This is a genomic window from Alteromonas sp. AWJ4_197 (assembly GCF_056160285.1).
This window is the reverse complement of record NZ_JBSWWW010000004.1, coordinates 120,764-138,716: the sequence shown is the minus strand read 5'-3', so window position 1 is coordinate 138,716 and position 17,953 is coordinate 120,764. Positions and strand designations below refer to the sequence as shown.

Annotated in this window: 17 protein-coding genes and 2 tRNA genes; 14 read left to right on the top strand and 5 right to left on the bottom strand. The window is 47.0% G+C overall.

From position 1 onward, the window contains the following. Positions 1-9: 9 nt before the first annotated feature. The 6 genes from rpsA to pyrF all read left to right on the top strand — a co-directional run bounded on the left by rpsA (position 10) and on the right by pyrF (position 6,771). A complete protein-coding gene (rpsA, locus tag ACXAGC_RS09855) occupies positions 10-1,680 on the top strand; it encodes a 30S ribosomal protein S1 (protein WP_119501430.1) in 1,671 nt (556 codons plus the stop codon). Positions 1,681-1,756: 76 nt separating this feature from the next. After that, a complete protein-coding gene (ihfB, locus tag ACXAGC_RS09850; RefSeq protein WP_119501429.1) occupies positions 1,757-2,044 on the top strand; it encodes an integration host factor subunit beta in 288 nt (95 codons plus the stop codon). Positions 2,045-2,376: 332 nt separating this feature from the next. Further along, positions 2,377-4,560: a PilZ domain-containing protein gene (locus ACXAGC_RS09845; protein ID WP_474844242.1), complete on the top strand. Its 2,184-nt coding sequence runs from the start codon at positions 2,377-2,379 to the stop codon at positions 4,558-4,560. An 80-nt stretch (positions 4,561-4,640) separates the two neighbouring features. Next, the gene (locus ACXAGC_RS09840; RefSeq protein ID WP_474844241.1) at positions 4,641-4,898 is read left to right on the top strand and encodes a lipopolysaccharide assembly protein LapA domain-containing protein; all 258 of its coding nucleotides are present in this window, start codon (positions 4,641-4,643) and stop codon (positions 4,896-4,898) included. 3 nt (positions 4,899-4,901) lie between these two features. Further along, on the top strand, positions 4,902-6,071 hold the full coding sequence (lapB, locus tag ACXAGC_RS09835) for a lipopolysaccharide assembly protein LapB (protein WP_474844240.1): 1,170 nt from the start codon (positions 4,902-4,904) through the stop codon (positions 6,069-6,071). A gap of 7 nt (positions 6,072-6,078) precedes the next feature. Next, positions 6,079-6,771: an orotidine-5'-phosphate decarboxylase gene (gene pyrF / locus ACXAGC_RS09830; protein ID WP_474844239.1), complete on the top strand. Its 693-nt coding sequence runs from the start codon at positions 6,079-6,081 to the stop codon at positions 6,769-6,771. Positions 6,772-6,836: 65 nt separating this feature from the next. Here pyrF and ald read toward each other — a convergent pair whose 3' ends face one another. Then, positions 6,837-7,964: an alanine dehydrogenase gene (ald, locus tag ACXAGC_RS09825; protein WP_474844238.1), complete on the bottom strand. Its 1,128-nt coding sequence runs from the start codon at positions 7,962-7,964 to the stop codon at positions 6,837-6,839. Positions 7,965-8,099: 135 nt separating this feature from the next. Here ald and lrp point away from each other — a divergent pair, with 135 nt between their 5' ends. The 6 genes from lrp to serS all read left to right on the top strand — a co-directional run bounded on the left by lrp (position 8,100) and on the right by serS (position 15,098). Next, on the top strand, positions 8,100-8,585 hold the full coding sequence (gene lrp / locus ACXAGC_RS09820) for a leucine-responsive transcriptional regulator Lrp (RefSeq protein WP_119501423.1): 486 nt from the start codon (positions 8,100-8,102) through the stop codon (positions 8,583-8,585). A 264-nt stretch (positions 8,586-8,849) separates the two neighbouring features. Then, positions 8,850-11,471: a DNA translocase FtsK gene (locus ACXAGC_RS09815; RefSeq protein ID WP_474844237.1), complete on the top strand. Its 2,622-nt coding sequence runs from the start codon at positions 8,850-8,852 to the stop codon at positions 11,469-11,471. Between the two features lie 4 nt (positions 11,472-11,475). Then, positions 11,476-12,096: an outer membrane lipoprotein periplasmic chaperone LolA gene (lolA, locus tag ACXAGC_RS09810; protein ID WP_474844236.1), complete on the top strand. Its 621-nt coding sequence runs from the start codon at positions 11,476-11,478 to the stop codon at positions 12,094-12,096. 41 nt (positions 12,097-12,137) lie between these two features. After that, positions 12,138-13,406, top strand: coding sequence for a replication-associated recombination protein A (locus ACXAGC_RS09805; RefSeq protein WP_474844525.1), 1,269 nt, complete (start codon positions 12,138-12,140; stop codon positions 13,404-13,406). A 2-nt stretch (positions 13,407-13,408) separates the two neighbouring features. After that, positions 13,409-13,792 carry a fluoride efflux transporter CrcB gene (gene crcB, locus ACXAGC_RS09800; RefSeq protein ID WP_119501420.1) on the top strand — a complete coding sequence of 128 codons (384 nt, stop codon included), beginning with the start codon at positions 13,409-13,411 and terminating at the stop codon, positions 13,790-13,792. Between the two features lie 10 nt (positions 13,793-13,802). Continuing rightward, on the top strand, positions 13,803-15,098 hold the full coding sequence (gene serS / locus ACXAGC_RS09795; protein WP_474844235.1) for a serine--tRNA ligase: 1,296 nt from the start codon (positions 13,803-13,805) through the stop codon (positions 15,096-15,098). Between the two features lie 50 nt (positions 15,099-15,148). Here serS and ACXAGC_RS09790 read toward each other — a convergent pair whose 3' ends face one another. The 4 genes from ACXAGC_RS09790 to ACXAGC_RS09775 form a co-directional block, all read right to left on the bottom strand. Further along, on the bottom strand, positions 15,149-15,493 hold the full coding sequence (locus ACXAGC_RS09790) for a TusE/DsrC/DsvC family sulfur relay protein (RefSeq protein ID WP_474844234.1): 345 nt from the start codon (positions 15,491-15,493) through the stop codon (positions 15,149-15,151). Between the two features lie 259 nt (positions 15,494-15,752). Then, positions 15,753-16,106: a DsrE family protein gene (locus ACXAGC_RS09785; protein WP_474844233.1), complete on the bottom strand. Its 354-nt coding sequence runs from the start codon at positions 16,104-16,106 to the stop codon at positions 15,753-15,755. Next, positions 16,106-16,462, bottom strand: coding sequence for a sulfurtransferase complex subunit TusD (tusD, locus tag ACXAGC_RS09780; RefSeq protein WP_474844232.1), 357 nt, complete (start codon positions 16,460-16,462; stop codon positions 16,106-16,108). Before tusD ends, ACXAGC_RS09785 begins: the two co-directional genes overlap by 1 nt. A gap of 55 nt (positions 16,463-16,517) precedes the next feature. Further along, positions 16,518-17,183, bottom strand: a complete 666-nt coding sequence (locus ACXAGC_RS09775) for a Bax inhibitor-1/YccA family protein (RefSeq protein ID WP_303574701.1) — start codon at positions 17,181-17,183, stop codon at positions 16,518-16,520. 251 nt (positions 17,184-17,434) lie between these two features. Between ACXAGC_RS09775 and ACXAGC_RS09770 the strand changes: the two genes are divergently transcribed. Further along, positions 17,435-17,526: transfer RNA gene (locus ACXAGC_RS09770), tRNA-Ser, on the top strand. Positions 17,527-17,752: 226 nt separating this feature from the next. Continuing rightward, positions 17,753-17,844 (top strand) — tRNA-Ser (locus ACXAGC_RS09765). Positions 17,845-17,953 lie beyond the last annotated feature (109 nt).

Below are 17,953 nucleotides of genomic sequence, written 5' to 3'. Positions count from 1 at the left end.
ACTGAACTTATGACTGAAAATTTTGCACAACTTTTTGAAGAAAGCTTACAAGAACTGGAAACACGCCCTGGTTCAATTGTAAAAGGTACCGTTGTTTCTATCGACAAAGACATCGTTCTTGTTGATGCAGGCTTGAAATCAGAAAGTGCTATCCCAGCTGATCAATTCAAAAATGCTGAAGGCGAATTAGAAATCGCTGTTGGCGACTCTGTAGACGTAGCACTTGACGCTGTTGAAGATGGTTTCGGTGAAACTATCCTGTCACGTGAAAAAGCTAAGCGCCACGAAGCATGGGTTGAGCTGGAAAAAGCTTACGAAGATAAAGTCACTATCAAAGGCGTTATCAACGGTAAAGTTAAAGGCGGTTTCACTGTTGAAGTTAACAGTGTACGCGCGTTCCTGCCAGGTTCTCTGGTTGACGTACGTCCAGTACGCGACACTACTCACCTGGAAGGCAAAGAGCTTGAGTTTAAAGTAATCAAGCTGGATGCTAAGCGTAACAACGTTGTTGTTTCACGTCGTGCGGTTATCGAAGCAGAAAGCAGTGCAGAACGTGAAACTCTGCTGGCTAACCTGGAAGAAGGTCACGAAATCAAGGGTATCGTTAAGAACCTGACTGATTACGGTGCGTTCGTTGATCTGGGTGGCGTAGACGGTCTTCTGCACATCACTGATATGGCCTGGAAGCGCGTTAAGCACCCAAGCGAAATCGTTAATGTTGGTGACGAAATCAACGTTAAAGTTCTGAAGTTCGACAAAGACAAGCAGCGTGTTTCTCTGGGCATGAAGCAAATGGGCAACGATCCATGGCATGACATTTCCCAGCGTTACCCTGAAGGTACTAAGATCTCTGGTCAGGTAACTAACCTGACAGACTACGGTTGCTTCGTTGAAATCGAAGACGGCGTTGAAGGTCTGGTACACGTTTCTGAAATGGACTGGACTAACAAGAACATCCACCCATCTAAAGTTGTTAGCTTAGGTGACACTGTTGAAGTTATGGTTCTGGAAATCGACGAAGAACGTCGTCGTATTTCTCTGGGTCTGAAGCAGTGCATTGCTAATCCTTGGGAAGAGTTCGCGAAGTCACACGAAAAAGGCGACAAAGTATCAGGTAAGATCAAGTCAATCACTGACTTCGGTATCTTCATCGGCCTTGACGGTGGCATCGACGGTCTGGTTCACCTGTCTGACATCAGCTGGAACAAAACTGGCGAAGACGCAGTTCGTGACTACAAAAAAGGTGACGAAATCTCTGCCGTTGTTCTGCAAGTCGACCCAGAGCGTGAGCGTATCTCTCTTGGCGTTAAGCAAATCGAAGAAGATCCTTTCAACAAGTATCTGACAGATAACAAGAAAGGTGCTATCGTTAACGGTACAGTTACTGCTGTTGACGCAAAAGGCGTTACTGTTAACCTGGCTGAAGAAGTTGAAGGCTACATCCGCGTTGCTGACTTGTCACGTGACCGCGTAGAAGACGCTTCTGAAGTTGTTAACGTTGGCGAAAGCATCGAAGCGAAATTTATGGGCGTAGACCGTAAGAATCGCACTGTTAACCTGTCTGTTAAAGCGAAAGATCAGGCTGACGAAAAAGAAGCTATCGACAAAGTTAACCAGCAGGAAGACGCTGGCTTCGCTAACGCGATGGCAGAAGCATTTAAAGCTGCTAAAGGCGAATAATGCAAATACGGGTGTGCTAAACCCACACCCGCTCCGTAGTAGCTGTAAAATAACGTTTTTACGAGAGAGGTTTTAAATGACCAAGTCGGAACTAATTGAACGGCTCGCGGATCAGGCGCGACATATCCCGGCAAAAGATCTTGAGCTGGCGATAAAGGAAATCCTGGAACAGATGGCGCAAACCCTTCAAAAGGGCGAGCGTATTGAAATCCGGGGTTTTGGTAGCTTTTCTCTGCATTACCGTGCACCACGTGTCGGGCGTAATCCCAAGACAGGTGATACTGTGAAGCTGGACGGTAAATACGTCCCTCACTTTAAACCCGGTAAAGAATTACGGGAAAGGGTAGACAGCGCCGTAAACTAATCGTAAAAAGCCGCATCAGCGGCTTTTTTTCTGCCCGCATTTACTACCTTTTATCCTCAAATTTGCACCCCGTAGACCATATTTCCTGAGAAGTCCAATCACTGAGATTAATTCTTGACCATCTTTACATATCCTATATATTAGTGAAGCGCTAACTAATACTATGTGCTGAGATCATGTCAGCCTCGACAGAACAACAAATAATAAAACAATATCAACCATTGATACGGGCTTTGATACCTTACGAGCAGGATAACCGCTTGCTTGAAGGGTTAAATAAGTTCACGGGCAGGGTGCCCGGCAATGTCAGGAAGATCATCAAGGACGAAGTCATGAGGCTTACGTGCATCACTGATGCGCCCGCTGATAACTCCGCCTTCGCAGAATTCCCTGTATTCAAATTTTCTCATTTCGGTGTTGAAATGCGTCTGGATAAAGTTGGCGCACGTATTCTGCAAACCGAATCCCAACTCTATCAGGACAGGTATACTGTTGGTGTATTTGAAACCATCACGAATTCTGATTTCTACCAGGCCCATTTAAAGAAAGAAAACTATAAAAAGATTGTTGATGCATTTACGGTAGAAACCCAGTCTCTTGACGATATTCATTTTGGTAATGATTTAGCTATCGCACCCAATTTCCCTGTATCGTCTCTGGAGTTCGAAAAGGGCAAAACCTGTACTATTTCTTCTTTGGGTTATAAGTCAATGTCGCTGGAAAGTAAGCGGCCCCCAAAAGTCTCAGCAAAAGAAGTGTTTAATTTTCAGTTTCCGGAAGTGCCCGGGCTACCCAAAGGCATGGCAATCAAATACGTTGTCAGCGGCATCAAATTTAACAAGCAAACTGAAAAATACGAAACACAATTCAGGCTCCATCCTTCTACCGATCCCCGTTTAGCGAAAATCCTGCAGAAATACATCGATATGGCATCTTTCCAGCAGCCTTTACAGCGGGAACTGGAAAGTGAAAGAGCCATGCAGGATCTTGAACGGGACAGGGTCCTTGATAACAGCCCCTGGGTACCTTTGTTTATTCAAAAGGTTGATAACGGCGTTAAACCACTTTCTGCTCTGTTCACCGCTGTAAATGAGTCAAACTCAGGCGGTATTGCCAATATCCGTCAGTTGACCAGCATGAAGCTGTTTCCGCGCATATTAAAAGAATTGTTTAAATATAAAGAAACCTTTGTTGTTTCGGGCGTTATTGAAACGAAAAAGGGCGAGTTCAGAATTCTGGCCACGTTAAGAGAGCTTGAATCAGCCGGGTTACTGGCACCGGTCATTCATTTGCTCAATAAAAACGAAAGTTTGCATTGTCTGCAATGCCGATTGTCAGAAGTCGTCCGCGATGACAGGCAAAAGGCCTATGCCATTCACGACCTCATCCAGACTGATTACGAAGAACTCGATGCCATTTCTCACATTCTTTTTTGTAAGAATGTGTCCGCCTCACTGCATGGTCTTGCCGTGACGGAAAGACGTCCGATGCCGGCGATTCCTGAAGAATTACTTGAAGATACTGCTCAATACCCCTTCAGTCTGGTATTTGATGAAGACATGAACCGCAGAAGCGAGGCACGTTATATTATCGACAAAGAAGGGGCGGTAAAAAGTGGCTTGCTGAGTTCAAGTCCCGTGCTGGTGAAAGATATTTCTTCCAGGGGGATGCGTATAGTTTTGTCTGAGCCATTCAGTAAGCCGGAAAAAGAAATTAAAGTTTCCGTCCCCGAGCTGAAGATTAAAAATCAGAAATATGACATCGTGGGATATTCTGCTGCGACCAGAGAGGTAAGACTGCGGTTGCCTTCAAAACGGGATGCGATTGCGGCGGGCATTTTGCAATTTGTGCATAAAAATTATGCCTGGTTCAAAAACAAAGACACCAACCTTTTACACCGTAATACTCACAGGTTCTTATGGGAACTCGCGGTGCGACATCATCCATCAGCGAGTATTTTATGTATTACTAACCGTTATTTACTTAACCGGTTAAAGACAGTTTATCAGACCCCGGCCTGTGATGACCTTTACCCATTTTCAGCCATTGAAAATGTGGTCCCGATGCATGGGTTCTTTGCCGACAAAGATGCGCAAAAACCTAAGTCGAAATTGCTGGTTGATATGTTTCATGGTGCAGTTACCGGTGTATCGGTTGTCCATTGTGTGCGTAAGTCAGACAATAAACTGGTTTACCTTCCGGAAACGGATTTTTTATACGGATCAATGCGTAAGCACGTGCATAACCATATTCAGGAAGATAAAGTTGAGTTATGCGTAACCAAAATTGATGTTGTCCGTTGTCAGTCAGAGTCATCACCAATGACGAAAAAGCGTCTGGCACAACTATCGCGCATTGATAAACCCATGTATGACCGTTTTAATGTCATGCAATCATCGTATTCTCATGTGTTATACCTCACCAGTGAGTCTGTCCTGCAACAGGCAGTGCTGAGAGCCCGGCTCAGGCCGGTAAAACCACAAACAGCAAAGGCCAGCCAGGCCGAATCAGCCTGATAAGGCTTTTTTGCTGATTCTGATGTCATGTTTTCACACAATTTGCTATCCTCTCAGAGAGTTAAAGAACAAAGGTCTTTGTGTTGAAAGGAATAGTTACCTTACTTGTTATTGTGTTTCTCCTCGTACTGGCATTTGCTATCGGGTCGCAGAATGATGCATCAGTGACAGTAAATTACCTGATTGCACAGGCAGAAATACGCATGTCTACGCTGATTGCTGTTACGCTCTGTATCGGTATTATCATCGGATTGCTCATGATGTTGTTGAGCTGGTTAAGTCTGCGCGTGCAGCTGGTTGCAACCCGCAGTCGTTTACGCAAAGCCATCAAAGAATAATTTATGCTCGAACTGTTGTTTCTACTTTTGCCTGTGGCAGCCGGGTACGGCTGGATAATGGGCCGTAACAGTGTGCGTCAGGCACAGCGGAAACAATCGAGTATTCTGTCCAGGCACTATTATCGTGGCCTTAACTTCCTGTTAAGCGATCAACCTGATAAAGCCGTTGATACACTGATTAAGATGATCAATCTGAACAGTGATACGGTGGAAACCCATATTGCCATGGGGAATTTTTTCCGCCACCGGGGAGAAATTGACCGCGCTATCAAAATTCACCAGAACCTGGTTTCCAGAGAGGAAATTCAATCTAACCAGCAGGAAAACGCCTTAAAAGAACTCGGGCGCGATTATATGCAGGCAGGCTTTCTGGAGCGGGCTGAAGGTGCCTATTTGCAATTGATGAACAGTGACAGGCATTATCTCGTTGCCCAGCAACAGTTGTTCAGCATCTATCAGACTACGAAAGAGTGGGAACGGGCCATCGAACTGGCTGAAAAGATGGTTGAATGTCATGGTGACAGTGATGATGTTAGCGAGCGTCTCGCCCATTTTTATTGTGAACAGGCACAACTGGAACAGGATAACGGACAGCAGGGTGAAGCACTTATTCTGTTGCAGAAAGCGGTTAATGCAGATGAGCATGCTGTCCGCCCGTGGTTAATGCTTGGACATATTGCTTTTGACCAGAAGCGCTTCGGTGATGCGAAAGCGTATTTTGTACAGGTGGCAGAGCACGACCTCAACTGGTTCAGTGAAGCGGTCCCCGCACTTGAAGCAATTGCACAGGAAACCGGAGACTGGGACGGCTTTGAAGAAGCGTTGTCTTCTCACTGGCAGGAGTGCGCCACATCGTATCTCGCCATGGTAGATATAAAAATTCATCAGGGAAAGACCTCGGAAGCTGCCGATTACCTGCTCGATCAGTTACGCAAACGCCCGACCATGAAAGGCTTTAAAACGCTCATGGGCTTGTACATTGACCAGCTTAACGATGAAGCATCTGCAAACAGTCTGCGGTTACTGAAAGGACTTGTTGAAGAGCAAATGAAGCAGCGTCCGAAATACCGTTGTACCAGTTGCGGGTTTTCCGGAAGAAAACTGTACTGGCTATGTCCATCCTGTAAAAAATGGAATGTTGTTAAACCCATTAAAGGCTTAGACGGAGAATAAATTCCTCATGCAAGATCCTAAAGTCATTGTTGCCCTGGATTATGATAACAAAGACACCGCCCTGGCGTTTGTTTCGCAGTTAGACCCTGCAATATGCCGCCTGAAAGTCGGAAAAGAAATGTTCACCCTGTTCGGGCCTGAGTTCGTTAAGACACTGGTTAATATGGGGTTTGATATTTTTCTCGACCTCAAGTTTCACGATATACCCAATACCGTAGCGAAAGCCTGTAAAGCTGCTGCTGAGCTGGGTGTGTGGATGGTGAACGTTCATGCTTCCGGCGGCGCAGAAATGATGAAAGCAGCGAAACTGGCTATTGAGTCCAGTTCACATCCCGAAACAAAGCTGATTGCCGTCACCGTGCTGACCAGTATGGACGAAGCTCAGTTACAACGGGTTGTTCCCGGTGTGACGCCGGCACAACAGGTAGAGAAGCTCGCTGCACTGACTTTTGAAGCTGGTCTGGACGGTATTGTGTGTTCAGCGCAGGAAGCGGTATTGCTTCGTAAAACTATGAAGGCGCCATTCTTGCTGGTAACGCCTGGTATTCGTCCGGCAGGCAGTGACGTTGGCGATCAGAAGCGTGTGATGACACCGGTTGATGCGATGAACGCCGGCGTCAGCTACCTGGTAATGGGGCGCCCCATTACGCAGGCTGCTGATCCGCTCAGCGTCCTCAAAGAAGTGAATGCCTCTCTGTGAGGTAAGTTATACAAAAAAGCCCCGTCCTGTATGAACAGAACGGGGCTTTTTAATATCTTTACTGATTACTTCAGCGCTTCTTCAGCCGGTGTATACGTCAGACCCAGTTTTTCACCAAGTGCATCGACTACCGCTTTATACGTTACTTTTCCTTCGTGAACGTTAAGACCGTTCAGCAGGTGTTTGTCATCAAGCATAGCCTGTTTCGGGCCTTTATTAGCCAGCGCCAGACCAAATGGTAATGTCGCATTGTTCAGTGCCATGGTAGAGGTGCGTGCAACACCGCCCGGCATATTGGCAACGCAGTAGTGAACCACGTCGTCAATAATATAAACAGGATCCTGGTGTGTTGTCGCTTTTGAAGTAGCAAAACAACCGCCCTGGTCAATGGCCACATCCACCACAACTGAACCCGGCTTCATCGCTTTAATATGGTCTTCGTTCAACAGTTTCGGCGCTGCCGCACCTGGAATAAGGACTGCACCGACAACCAGATCTGCTTTTGATGAATATTGTTCAATGGCATCTACCGTTGAGAATACTGTTTTAACTTGACCGTTGAAGATATCATCAATCTGACGGAGTCGTGGCAGAGAGCGATCCAGAATGGTTACATCAGCACCCATACCAACAGCCATTTTAGCCGCGTTGATACCTACAACACCGCCACCAATTACCAGTACTTTACCCGGTGCTACACCCGGTACGCCACCAAGCAGAGTACCGCTGCCGCCGTGGGCTTTTTCAAGGTAGTGTGCGCCGGCCTGAACTGACATGCGTCCGGCAACTTCGCTCATCGGTGCCAGCAGGGGTAATCCACCACGGTCGTCTGTTACTGTTTCATAGGCAATACAAGTGGCGCCGGATGCGATAAGTAATTCAGTCTGAACAGGGTCCGGAGCAAGGTGCAGATACGTGTACAGTGTCTGACCCTTTCTCAGCATTTTGCATTCATTGGGCTGAGGCTCTTTTACTTTAACAATCATGTCCGCTTCAGCAAAAATCTGCCCAGCCGTCTGTGAGATGCGGGCTCCTGCAGACACATACATGTCGTCAGTGAAGCCAATGGCAGTACCTGCATGAGTTTCCACAACCACATCGTGACCATGGGTAACAAATTCTTTAACTGCTGCAGGCGTCAGACCAACGCGGTATTCATGGTTTTTAATCTCTTTTGGTACACCAACTAACATAGAACCCTCAAAAATTGTTGTTTTTTGTTTGTTTCAGATGGCGGCAGTATACGTGAGAAAAAAACGAAGTATGTGCTGAAGATTTTCAGGATGCCGTGCTATATTTTGTAAAACAGAGAAAGTGCAGAATTTAATATGCTGGTAAAAACACCAAAACACCTTGACCGGATAGACAGAAATATCCTTACACAGCTACAAAAAGACGGGCGGATATCGAATGTTGAATTGGCTAAAGCAGTGGGGCTGAGTCCCAGTCCCTGTCTTGAAAGAGTTAAGCGCCTTGAGGCTCAGGGTTATGTTACCGGATATCATGCTACACTTGACCCCGAGAAACTGGGCGCTGCCATGCTGGTTTTCGTTGAAATCACTTTAACGAAAACATCGGTGGATATCTTCGCAGAATTTTCTGCTGCAGTGCAGGATCAGGAAGATATTCAGGAATGTCACCTTGTGTCCGGAGATTTCGATTTTCTGCTGAAGGCAAGGGTAGCGGATATGTCCAGTTACCGGAAATTACTGGGAGATACCTTACTTCGTTTACCCGGTGTGAGTGAATCGAGAACCTACGTGGTGATGGAAGAAGTAAAAAGTACCACTGCAGTACGCATCAATATGAAATGACGGTTAAAAGTGGCGTGGTTGCCAGTGCTGCAGAAGGGTGGAAACGGTTAAAACCACTGTATATTAAACTAGGTATCCTTTTTCCCTTTGTGGTAGTCTGTAATATTACAGTTACTGTAGTTTCAGTCGCTGTTCAGCCAGTATTCATCACGGCTGAAGAAATATTAAAATAATAAAAGTGTGTTAAAACAAGTCACCGTTGTTTTCTGTGTGCATGGAAAGGCTTCTGCACTTACGGTGACGGATAAAGATGATTAAGGGTTTATGGCGCGTTTAACAGGTATCCAGCGATTACTTGAAGCAGGCATGATGGTCGCCTGCGTTTTCGCATTCTTTATTTTACTGGCACTGGCTTCTTTTCATCCCGGCGATCCGGGATGGAGTCAGGCAGGCCTACAACTTGATGTGCATAACTGGGTGGGGGCAACAGGCGCCTGGGTCGCAGACTTATTACTTTTCAGTTTCGGCTGGCTGGCCTATCTTTTACCGTTTTGCTTTGCCTTTATTGGCTGGTTCTTATTTCAGCACGTCAAAGATCTCGATGAATTTGATTATCTGACTATCGGCCTGAGAATCATCGGCGGATTACTGATTGCGCTGGGTGTTACCGGCATCGCAAGTATCAATTTTAACGATTTGTATAATTTTTCCGCAGGCGGTTTTGTCGGTGATGTAATCAGTTCTGCACTTATTCCTTATTTTAATACTGCAGGCACAATTCTGTTGTTGCTCTGTTTTTCCTGCACCGGTTTTACATTACTTACCGGTATCAGCTGGCTGGATATTATCGACAGTATGGGCAGTGCAACCATCTGGTTCGGCCGAAAGACCATTTCGGTCCCGCAACAGCTTATCGGTCTTGATATGCCAAAGCTGGCTTTATCTTCAGAAAAATCTGCAGGGCAGGGGAGTGGCGATACTGTAGAGGTAACGACACTGAGAGCTGCGCCACTACCTGAGGATGCACCGCGCAAGAGTGATAAAACAACGTCTTCTCCCTGGTCAGGGAGTCAGCGGGACGAGCCTTCATTTGGTATTCCTGATGAAGTATTCGCCAATGACGATGATGAACCACCTTTTGAAGTTGATGAACCGGTAACCATCGAAGCGGACAAGAAGTCCGGGTTCTCTTTCAGTAGTTTTAAAGAAAAAGTGATGCCGTCTAAAGACAAAGATACGGCTCCGGCTGAAAAATCTGAACCGGTGTTCAGTACGGATGATGCATCAGATGTTTCGGATGACAAACCACAAAACATTGAAACTTCAACGGTTACAGAACAGCCTGTGGCTGCGAAGCCGCTATCACAACCCGCTGCAAAACCAAAAGCGCCGACAACTCTGGCTGAAGCGGTGGCTGCAAAAGAGGCTGAGAAGGCCGAAATTGCAGCATTAGGCCCAATGCCATCCTTTGACTTGCTGGAACGCCCCGACCGTAAAGAAAACCCCATCACTCAGGAAGAGATGGATATGGTGTCCCGCCTGGTGGAAGACAAACTGGCAGATTTTAACATTGAGGCCAGTGTGGTAGGCGTCTATCCCGGTCCTGTTATCACCCGTTTCGAGCTTGATCTGGCGCCCGGCGTGAAGGTAAGCAAAATTACCGGTCTGTCAAAAGATTTAGCCCGTGCTATGTCTGCTATGTCAGTGCGTGTTGTGGAAGTTATTCCCGGAAAGTCTGTGATAGGTCTTGAGCTGCCTAACAAAAAACGTGAAATGGTTCGTCTGAGTGAAGTGATCACCTGTGACGCCTTCCAGAGCAATAAGTCTGCTCTGACCATGGTGTTAGGAGCGGATATCAGCGGTAAACCGGTTGTGGTCGATCTTGCCAAAATGCCTCACTTACTGGTGGCCGGTACAACCGGTGCCGGTAAATCCGTCGGGGTGAATGTCATGATTTTGAGCTTGCTGTATAAGTCCAAGCCGGAAGATGTCCGCATGATCATGATCGATCCGAAAATGCTGGAACTTTCAGTATATGAAGGGATCCCTCATTTGCTGGCAGAAGTGGTCACCGATATGAAGGAAGCCGCTAACGCGTTGCGTTGGTGTGTAGGTGAAATGGAACGCCGCTATAAATTAATGTCTGCTCTCGGGGTCAGAAACCTGAAAGGCTATAATGCCAAGGTGTTACAGGCCATCGAAGACGGCGAGCCGATTAAAGATCCGTTGTGGCGCACTGAAGACAGCATGGAAGAAGAAGCGCCGGACTTACAAAAATTACCGGCCATCGTTGTGGTTGTTGACGAATTTGCCGACATGATGATGATTGTGGGTAAGAAAGTAGAAGAATTGATAGCACGGATCGCGCAAAAGGCCCGTGCCGCCGGTATCCATCTTATTCTGGCCACGCAGCGCCCGTCTGTAGATGTTATCACCGGTCTGATCAAAGCCAACATACCCACCCGTATCGCTTTCCAGGTATCCAGTAAAATCGATTCCAGAACAATATTGGATCAACAGGGTGCAGAAGCGCTGCTTGGTATGGGTGACATGCTGTATTTACCGCCCGGCAGCCCGGTACCAACGCGTGTACACGGTGCCTTTGTGGATGACCATGAAGTGCATGCGGTAGTCAGTGACTGGCAGAAACGGGGCAAGCCTGATTACATTGATGAAATTCTTAACGGTGAAGCCACTGCGGAAGTCTTACTGCCGGGAGAAGCAGCAGAAAACGGTGACGAGGAATATGATGCCTTCTTCGATGAGGCTGTAGCATTTGTAACTGAAACGCGGCGGGCCAGTGTGTCTTCCGTGCAGCGTAAATTCAGAATTGGTTACAATCGTGCGGCCAGACTGGTAGAACAAATGGAAGCAAACGGTGTCGTATCTTCACCAGGTCATAACGGTAACAGGGAAGTGCTTGCGCCCCCTGTACCCAAGGAGTAGTACATTGAACCGTTTTATTTTCACCATCGTTTTATCCGGTATTTTCGCATTTTCCGCGCAGGCGGATGACGCCGCCGGTGCAAAGTTAAAATCTTTGTTGTCCGGTATTAATCAGTTCAAAGCGCAGTATGCGCAGGTTATTACTGATAGCGGTAATAATATCGTTCATGAAACCAAAGGCGAAGTGGTGTTGGCACGTCCGGACAAGCTGCGCTGGGAAACTTACGCACCGGATGACAACGTGCTTATTGCTGATGGCGAAACGGTCTGGAATATCGACCCCTTTGCCATGCAGGTTACCGTGATGGATCAGAAAGGTCAGGTAAAAGATAATCCGTTCATGTTACTAACCTCTGATGATGATACTGTCTGGTCGAAATTCGTTGTCCGTGCTGCTGACGACAATGCATCTGAATATATCGTTACCCCTAAAAACGGTGAAGGTCAGATCCGTGAACTGACCCTGTTGTTTGATGGCAACAGCCTTACAGGTTTGTCTACACTGGATGCACAGGAACAAACCAGCACCATTCTGTTCTCTCAAAGCAGTACCCGCTTTCCTATGGCTGCTGATACATTTCAGGCAGATATTTCTGATCAATTTATGGTAGACGATCAGCGGTGAGTTTGTTTTCGCAGGACGACTACGCCCCGCTGGCTGCCCGCATGCGACCGGCCGGCATCGATGATTATGCCGGTCAGACCCATTTACTGGGCGAAGGGAAACCCTTAAGAAAAATGCTGGAAGCCGGTCATTGCCATTCAATGATTTTGTGGGGACCTCCCGGTACAGGCAAAACCACACTGGCAGAAATGATTGCTGCGTATACACAGGCAAAGGTAGTGCGTCTGTCAGCAGTCACAGCCGGTGTAAAAGACGTCCGGGCTGCGATGGAGCAGGCTGAAATAGATCAGCGTCATGGTCAGCGTACATTATTGTTTGTTGATGAGGTTCACCGGTTTAATAAAAGTCAGCAGGATGCATTCTTACCCTTTGTGGAATCCGGTACGGTTACCTTTATCGGTGCCACCACAGAAAACCCCTCTTTTGAGCTGAATAATGCATTGCTGTCACGGGTCAGGGTTTATGTGTTGCAGTCGCTGGACGACAATGCGCTTAACGGGGTGCTGAACAGGGCGTTATCAGATAAAGATAAAGGGCTTGGCAAACGCGGTTTTGAGCTGAAAGATGATGCCAGAAAGGCGCTTCTTGGCCTGTGTGCCGGTGATGCCCGCAGATTACTGACTTATCTTGAACTGGCCGGGGATTTCGCTGAGGGCGATGTCATCACACTCAGCGATGTTGAGCAGGCAACCGGCGAAAAAGTGGCTGCTTATGACAAACGTGGCGATACGTTTTACGATTTAATTTCCGCTTTTCACAAGTCAGTACGTGGCTCAGATCCTGACGCGGCGCTTTATTGGTATGCGAGAATACTGAACGGCGGTGGTGATGCGCTGTACGTAGCCAGACGTCTGCTGGCCATCGCGTCTGAAGACATTGGCAATGCAGATCCCAGAGCCATGCAACTGAGTGTGAACGCCTGGGATTGTTATCATCGTGTCGGACCGGCAGAAGGGGAAAGGGCCATTGCCCAAGCGGCTGTATATTGTGCACTTGCGCCAAAAAGTAATGCCGTTTATATGGCCTTCAGTCAGGCAAAACAGATGGCAGCTAAAGCGCCGGATTATCCCGTCCCGGTGCATTTAAGGAACGCCCCGACGGCACTGCTTAAAGAGCTCGGGCACGGCGAGGAATACCGTTATGCGCATAACGAGCCCCATGCTTTTGCAGCGGGCGAGGTGTATCTGCCGCCAGAGATTGCGGGTACCCGTTTCTATGAGCCCACAGAACGCGGACTGGAACAAAAACTCAAAGCAAAACGGGATTTTCTCGACACACTGAATCAACAGGCTACGGATAAAAAGGGATAGTCATGCCAACAGGAATTGTCTTGTACTGTTATATCGCAGCAGGCGGCGCAATAGGCGCGTGTTTGCGCTTTTTTGTCACATCTAATATCGATTCCTGGTTTGGAAAAGCGCTGCCCTTTGGTACACTGACGGTGAACGTATTAGGCTCGTTCAGCCTTGCACTGTTATACGGATTCATAGAGCGGCATGAACTGATGGATTCTCCCTATCGTGCTCTGATAGGTGTCGGCCTTTTAGGGGCTTTTACCACCTTTTCCACGTTCTCTATCGAAACACTGACACTACTGGAAAATGGCCTGATAATGAAAGCCATAGCCAATGTGTTATTAAATGTGTGCCTGTGCCTGCTGGCAGGATGGGCAGCAATAGCAATGATGAAAGGATAAAAATAATTACATGTTAGATCCAAAGTTACTTCGGGCAGACATTGAGAACACTGCTAAACGCCTTGCCGACCGGGGCTTTACACTGGATGCAGACGCTTTTAATGCGCTGGAAGAAAAGCGCAAATCCCTGCAGACAAAAACGCAGGAATTACAGAATGAACGTAATGTCCGTAGTAAGTCCATTGGTAAAGCAAAAGCGCAGGGCCAGGACATTGCGCCATTACTGGCCGAGGTTGGCCAGCTGGGCGACGATCTTGACGCAGCAAAAAATGAACTTGATGCATTGCTGGCTGAAATCACTGCACTGACTCAGGGGATCCCGAATCTTCCCCACGAATCTGTGCCGGTGGGTGAAGACGAAAACCAGAATGTGGAAATCAGTAAGTGGGGCACACCTGCTGAATTTGATTTCGAAGTAAAAGATCACGTAGATGTAGCTGAAGCTTTAAATAAAGGGCTGGATTTCGCTGCTGCGACGAAGTTAACCGGTAGTCGTTTCGTTGTAATGCGCGGCCACATTGCCCGCATGCACCGTGCACTCGCTCAGTTCATGCTGGATGTGCATACTGCAGAACACGGTTACCAGGAAATGTACGTACCCTATCTGGTCAATCATGACAGCCTGTATGGTACCGGTCAGTTGCCTAAGTTCGGTGAAGATCTGTTCCATACTCAGCCTGCCACCGAAGAAGGTCAGGGGTTATCGCTGATCCCAACTGCTGAAGTTCCGCTGACCAACCTGGCACGTGACGAGATTTTTGATGCCAAATCCCTGCCGGTGAAGATGACTGCCCATACACCTTGCTTCCGGAGTGAAGCGGGTTCTTACGGTCGTGATACACGAGGTCTTATCCGTCAGCATCAGTTTGATAAAGTTGAGCTGGTTCAGCTGGTTAAACCCGAAGATTCCTTTGATGCGCTGGAAGCACTGACTGGTCATGCGGAAGTGATTTTACAGAAGCTGAACTTGCCTTACCGCAAAATGTTGCTGTGTACCGGTGATATGGGTTTTGGTTCCTGTAAAACGTACGATTTGGAAGTCTGGTTACCGGCGCAAAATACTTACCGGGAAATTTCTTCATGTTCTAACATGCTTGATTTCCAGGCGCGCCGGATGCAGGCCCGTTACCGTAACCCGGAAACGAATAAGCCTGAATTATTACACACGCTGAATGGCTCAGGTCTGGCTGTAGGCCGTACTTTAGTGGCTATTCTTGAAAATTATCAGCAGGCTGATGGCAGCGTAAAAGTGCCGGAAGCACTGGTAAGTTACATGGGTGGTGTGACTGAAATTAAACCGGCTTAATCACACCGGTAAACACTAAAATGGCGTCTTCATAAGACGCCATTTTTGTATTACAGACACTTGGCGGGTTTAGGCAAGCCCGCCAGTTTTGTTGCCTGTTTGGCCGGCCCTTTTTTAAATAACCGCTGAAGATAACGGCTGTTACCTTTTTCCGGACCGTATTCGGCCGCCATTGCTTTCACCAGTGCGCGTACCGCAGGACTGGTTTCAAATTCCAGATAAAAATTCCGGACAAAACGAACCACTTCCCAATGTTCTTCTGTCAGCGAAATGTTTTCCTGCTCCGCCAGTACAGGCACCATGCTCTCGTCCCACTGCGTGTAATCCAGCAGGTAACCGTTCTTATCAGTTTCTATCTTTTTGCCTTGCCATTCAAAGCTTGTATTACCGGCCATTATAGTACTATCCACTTGCCATATTGTTGTGTGAAACGAATAACGTCGCTGTGTGAGATAAGGTCACTCTCTTCACAGTTCACGCCGCGGCATACAGCATCGTCAGCGAGTAGGTAAAGCGGAAAGTCACCACTCTGCAGTTCACTATATTGATAGACGCCGTTTCCCCGAAGAATAACAGGTATGTTCAAGGTTTCAGCATTCCGGAGATAACGTTGCTGCACATCATTACTCTTTGAGCCAGTAATAAATATTATCATCAGAACGTCACCACATGATCAACCCGTTCAATCAGCGCCGGCACCTCATCATCAGTTAACGCCTTAACAGTTTTTAATATATCCCGCCCTCTAATTCTTCTGGTAGCATAATCGGACTGCACGTAGTAACAGTCTTCAATGTCAAAGAATGGCAGCGCTTTAAGCCTTTTAAAGTGATTTTTCACCCCTTGCTGTTGCGGGGCCTGCTCTGTTAACTGGTAGATGCCGTCACCTTCAAACAGTATTGATACTTCGTGGCCGTAGTTCGTTGCTGCCATGGCAAAGTCCAGCCCGTCGGATGCCTGACTGACAGAGTAGGGGGCGGTAGTAAAACGAATAAGTAAATGTGCCATCAGAATTGTACCAGGTGTTCACACTGATGAAGCGAAGTGAAAAAATCACTGAGGCCGGTATGTTCGAAAACCTCTTCTTCGCCGGTGTCGTTTACACCCCGCTTGTCTCCCGCGGTCATGCAAACCCGTAATGACGTTTGTGCTTTTAATTTCAAATCACACCATGCCTGATAGACATTCATTTCGTCATTAGGCGGGTTCATTTGTGGCAGCGCATTGTAAATGCCAGCCTGATAGAAAAATATCTGTTCAATTTCCTGACCGTCAGCAACTAACTGATGGCAGAAGGCCAGAGCGCGTGAGGCTCCGTCGTTGTCGTAGGGTGATGATGTGACAAGTACAGAATAACGGGACATAGAAATAAAAAAACACCCCTTACGGGGTGTTTTCCTCAGGCAGTAAGCCTTTTAATTAATCATCACCACCAAACGCACCCAGTAAGTGCAGGATAGAAGTGAACAGGTTATAGATGTTCAGGTACATTGAAACGGTTGCACGGATGTAGTTTGTCTCACCACCGTTAACAATACGGCTGGTATCAAACAGGATGAAACCTGACATGATGAACACAATAGCAGCACTGATTGCCAGTGATACCGCAGGTACCATGAAGAAGATATTCGCGATACCGGCGACTACAGCAACCACCAGACCTACCAGCAGGAATCCGCCCAGGAAAGAAAAATCTTTTTTAGTGGTAAGTGCATAACCTGACAATGCAAAGAATACCAGAGCTGTCGCACCTAATGCCTGCATAATAAGGCCGGGACCCGCTACACCTAAATAAAAGTTAAGGGTATAACCCAGTGATGCACCCATCAAACCGGTGAATGCAAACACCCAGTAGATACCGGATGCAGATTCAGCCTTACGCTGAACCACGAATAAGGTAATAAACGCACCGATGGTCATGACTAACGACATCATAGGAGAGATGCCAACCGCCATAGCGATACCGGCACACACTGCACTAAATGCCAGTGTCATAGCCAGCAACATATAAGTATTGCGCAATACCTTATTTGTTTGCAGTACTGACTGTTGAGATGCACCTGCATACATCGAACGTTGATCCATTGTTTCCTCCAATAGGACTATAAACACCAGAAAAGCCTGGTAACATTATCTTAGGTCATTTGTATGGGTTTTGGTTCCATTTTTCAAGTGCTTTCAAACCCAAACTGTAAACAGACATGTCACTGTGCTGCATTAATCATCAACTGCCTGTTATTTATTAATACGTTGATTAAAAGCTAACCGGTTAAAGGCTTTTTTAAAATTAACGCTTTACAGGCAAAAAAATATCATTAAGATACGCATCACTTCTCGGAGAGATGGCAGAGTCCGGCTGAATGCACCTGACTTGAAATCAGGCGAAGGGTCAAACCTTCCGGGGGTTCGAATCCCTCTCTCTCCGCCACATTCTGAAAAAGCCCGCTTAACTAAGCGGGCTTTTTTGCTTTCAAATGGCAGTCAATGTTCCATTGTAATTACATAAAGGTATCAGCCTGTTCAGGAAATAATCGCTTTAGCCACAGTGATGTTAAATTCTGAGCAGATTGTTTGCATATTGCGCACTTGGTTGATTTTATTTGAAATAGTGCTTTTCAATCACGATAAAATCATTATGATACGCACCACTTAACGGAGAGATGGCAGAGTCCGGCTGAATGCACCTGACTTGAAATCAGGCGAAGGGTCAAACCTTCCGGGGGTTCGAATCCCTCTCTCTCCGCCAAATTCCAAAAGGGCCCGCTTATTTTAAGCGGGCCTTTTTACTTTTCGCACCGTGTAAACGGTTGAAACTTTCCGGTCACACAATTCCATTACATTTAATTCATTGATCT

Bases quoted from the DNA above. Each gene is read 5' to 3' on its own strand.
- rpsA (WP_119501430.1), top strand. From the start codon at position 10: ATGACTGAAAATTTTGCACAACTTTTTGAAGAAAGCTTACAAGAACTG.
- ihfB (WP_119501429.1), top strand. From the start codon at position 1,757: ATGACCAAGTCGGAACTAATTGAACGGCTCGCGGATCAGGCGCGACAT.
- ACXAGC_RS09845 (WP_474844242.1), top strand. From the start codon at position 2,377: ATGAGGCTTACGTGCATCACTGATGCGCCCGCTGATAACTCCGCCTTC.
- lapB (WP_474844240.1), top strand. From the start codon at position 4,902: ATGCTCGAACTGTTGTTTCTACTTTTGCCTGTGGCAGCCGGGTACGGC.
- pyrF (WP_474844239.1), top strand. From the start codon at position 6,079: ATGCAAGATCCTAAAGTCATTGTTGCCCTGGATTATGATAACAAAGAC.
- ald (WP_474844238.1), bottom strand. From the start codon at position 7,964: ATGTTAGTTGGTGTACCAAAAGAGATTAAAAACCATGAATACCGCGTT.
- lrp (WP_119501423.1), top strand. From the start codon at position 8,100: ATGCTGGTAAAAACACCAAAACACCTTGACCGGATAGACAGAAATATC.
- ACXAGC_RS09815 (WP_474844237.1), top strand. From the start codon at position 8,850: ATGGCGCGTTTAACAGGTATCCAGCGATTACTTGAAGCAGGCATGATG.
- ACXAGC_RS09805 (WP_474844525.1), top strand. From the start codon at position 12,138: ATGCGACCGGCCGGCATCGATGATTATGCCGGTCAGACCCATTTACTG.
- crcB (WP_119501420.1), top strand. From the start codon at position 13,409: ATGCCAACAGGAATTGTCTTGTACTGTTATATCGCAGCAGGCGGCGCA.
- serS (WP_474844235.1), top strand. From the start codon at position 13,803: ATGTTAGATCCAAAGTTACTTCGGGCAGACATTGAGAACACTGCTAAA.
- ACXAGC_RS09790 (WP_474844234.1), bottom strand. From the start codon at position 15,493: ATGGCCGGTAATACAAGCTTTGAATGGCAAGGCAAAAAGATAGAAACT.
- ACXAGC_RS09785 (WP_474844233.1), bottom strand. From the start codon at position 16,106: ATGGCACATTTACTTATTCGTTTTACTACCGCCCCCTACTCTGTCAGT.
- tusD (WP_474844232.1), bottom strand. From the start codon at position 16,462: ATGTCCCGTTATTCTGTACTTGTCACATCATCACCCTACGACAACGAC.
- ACXAGC_RS09775 (WP_303574701.1), bottom strand. From the start codon at position 17,183: ATGGATCAACGTTCGATGTATGCAGGTGCATCTCAACAGTCAGTACTG.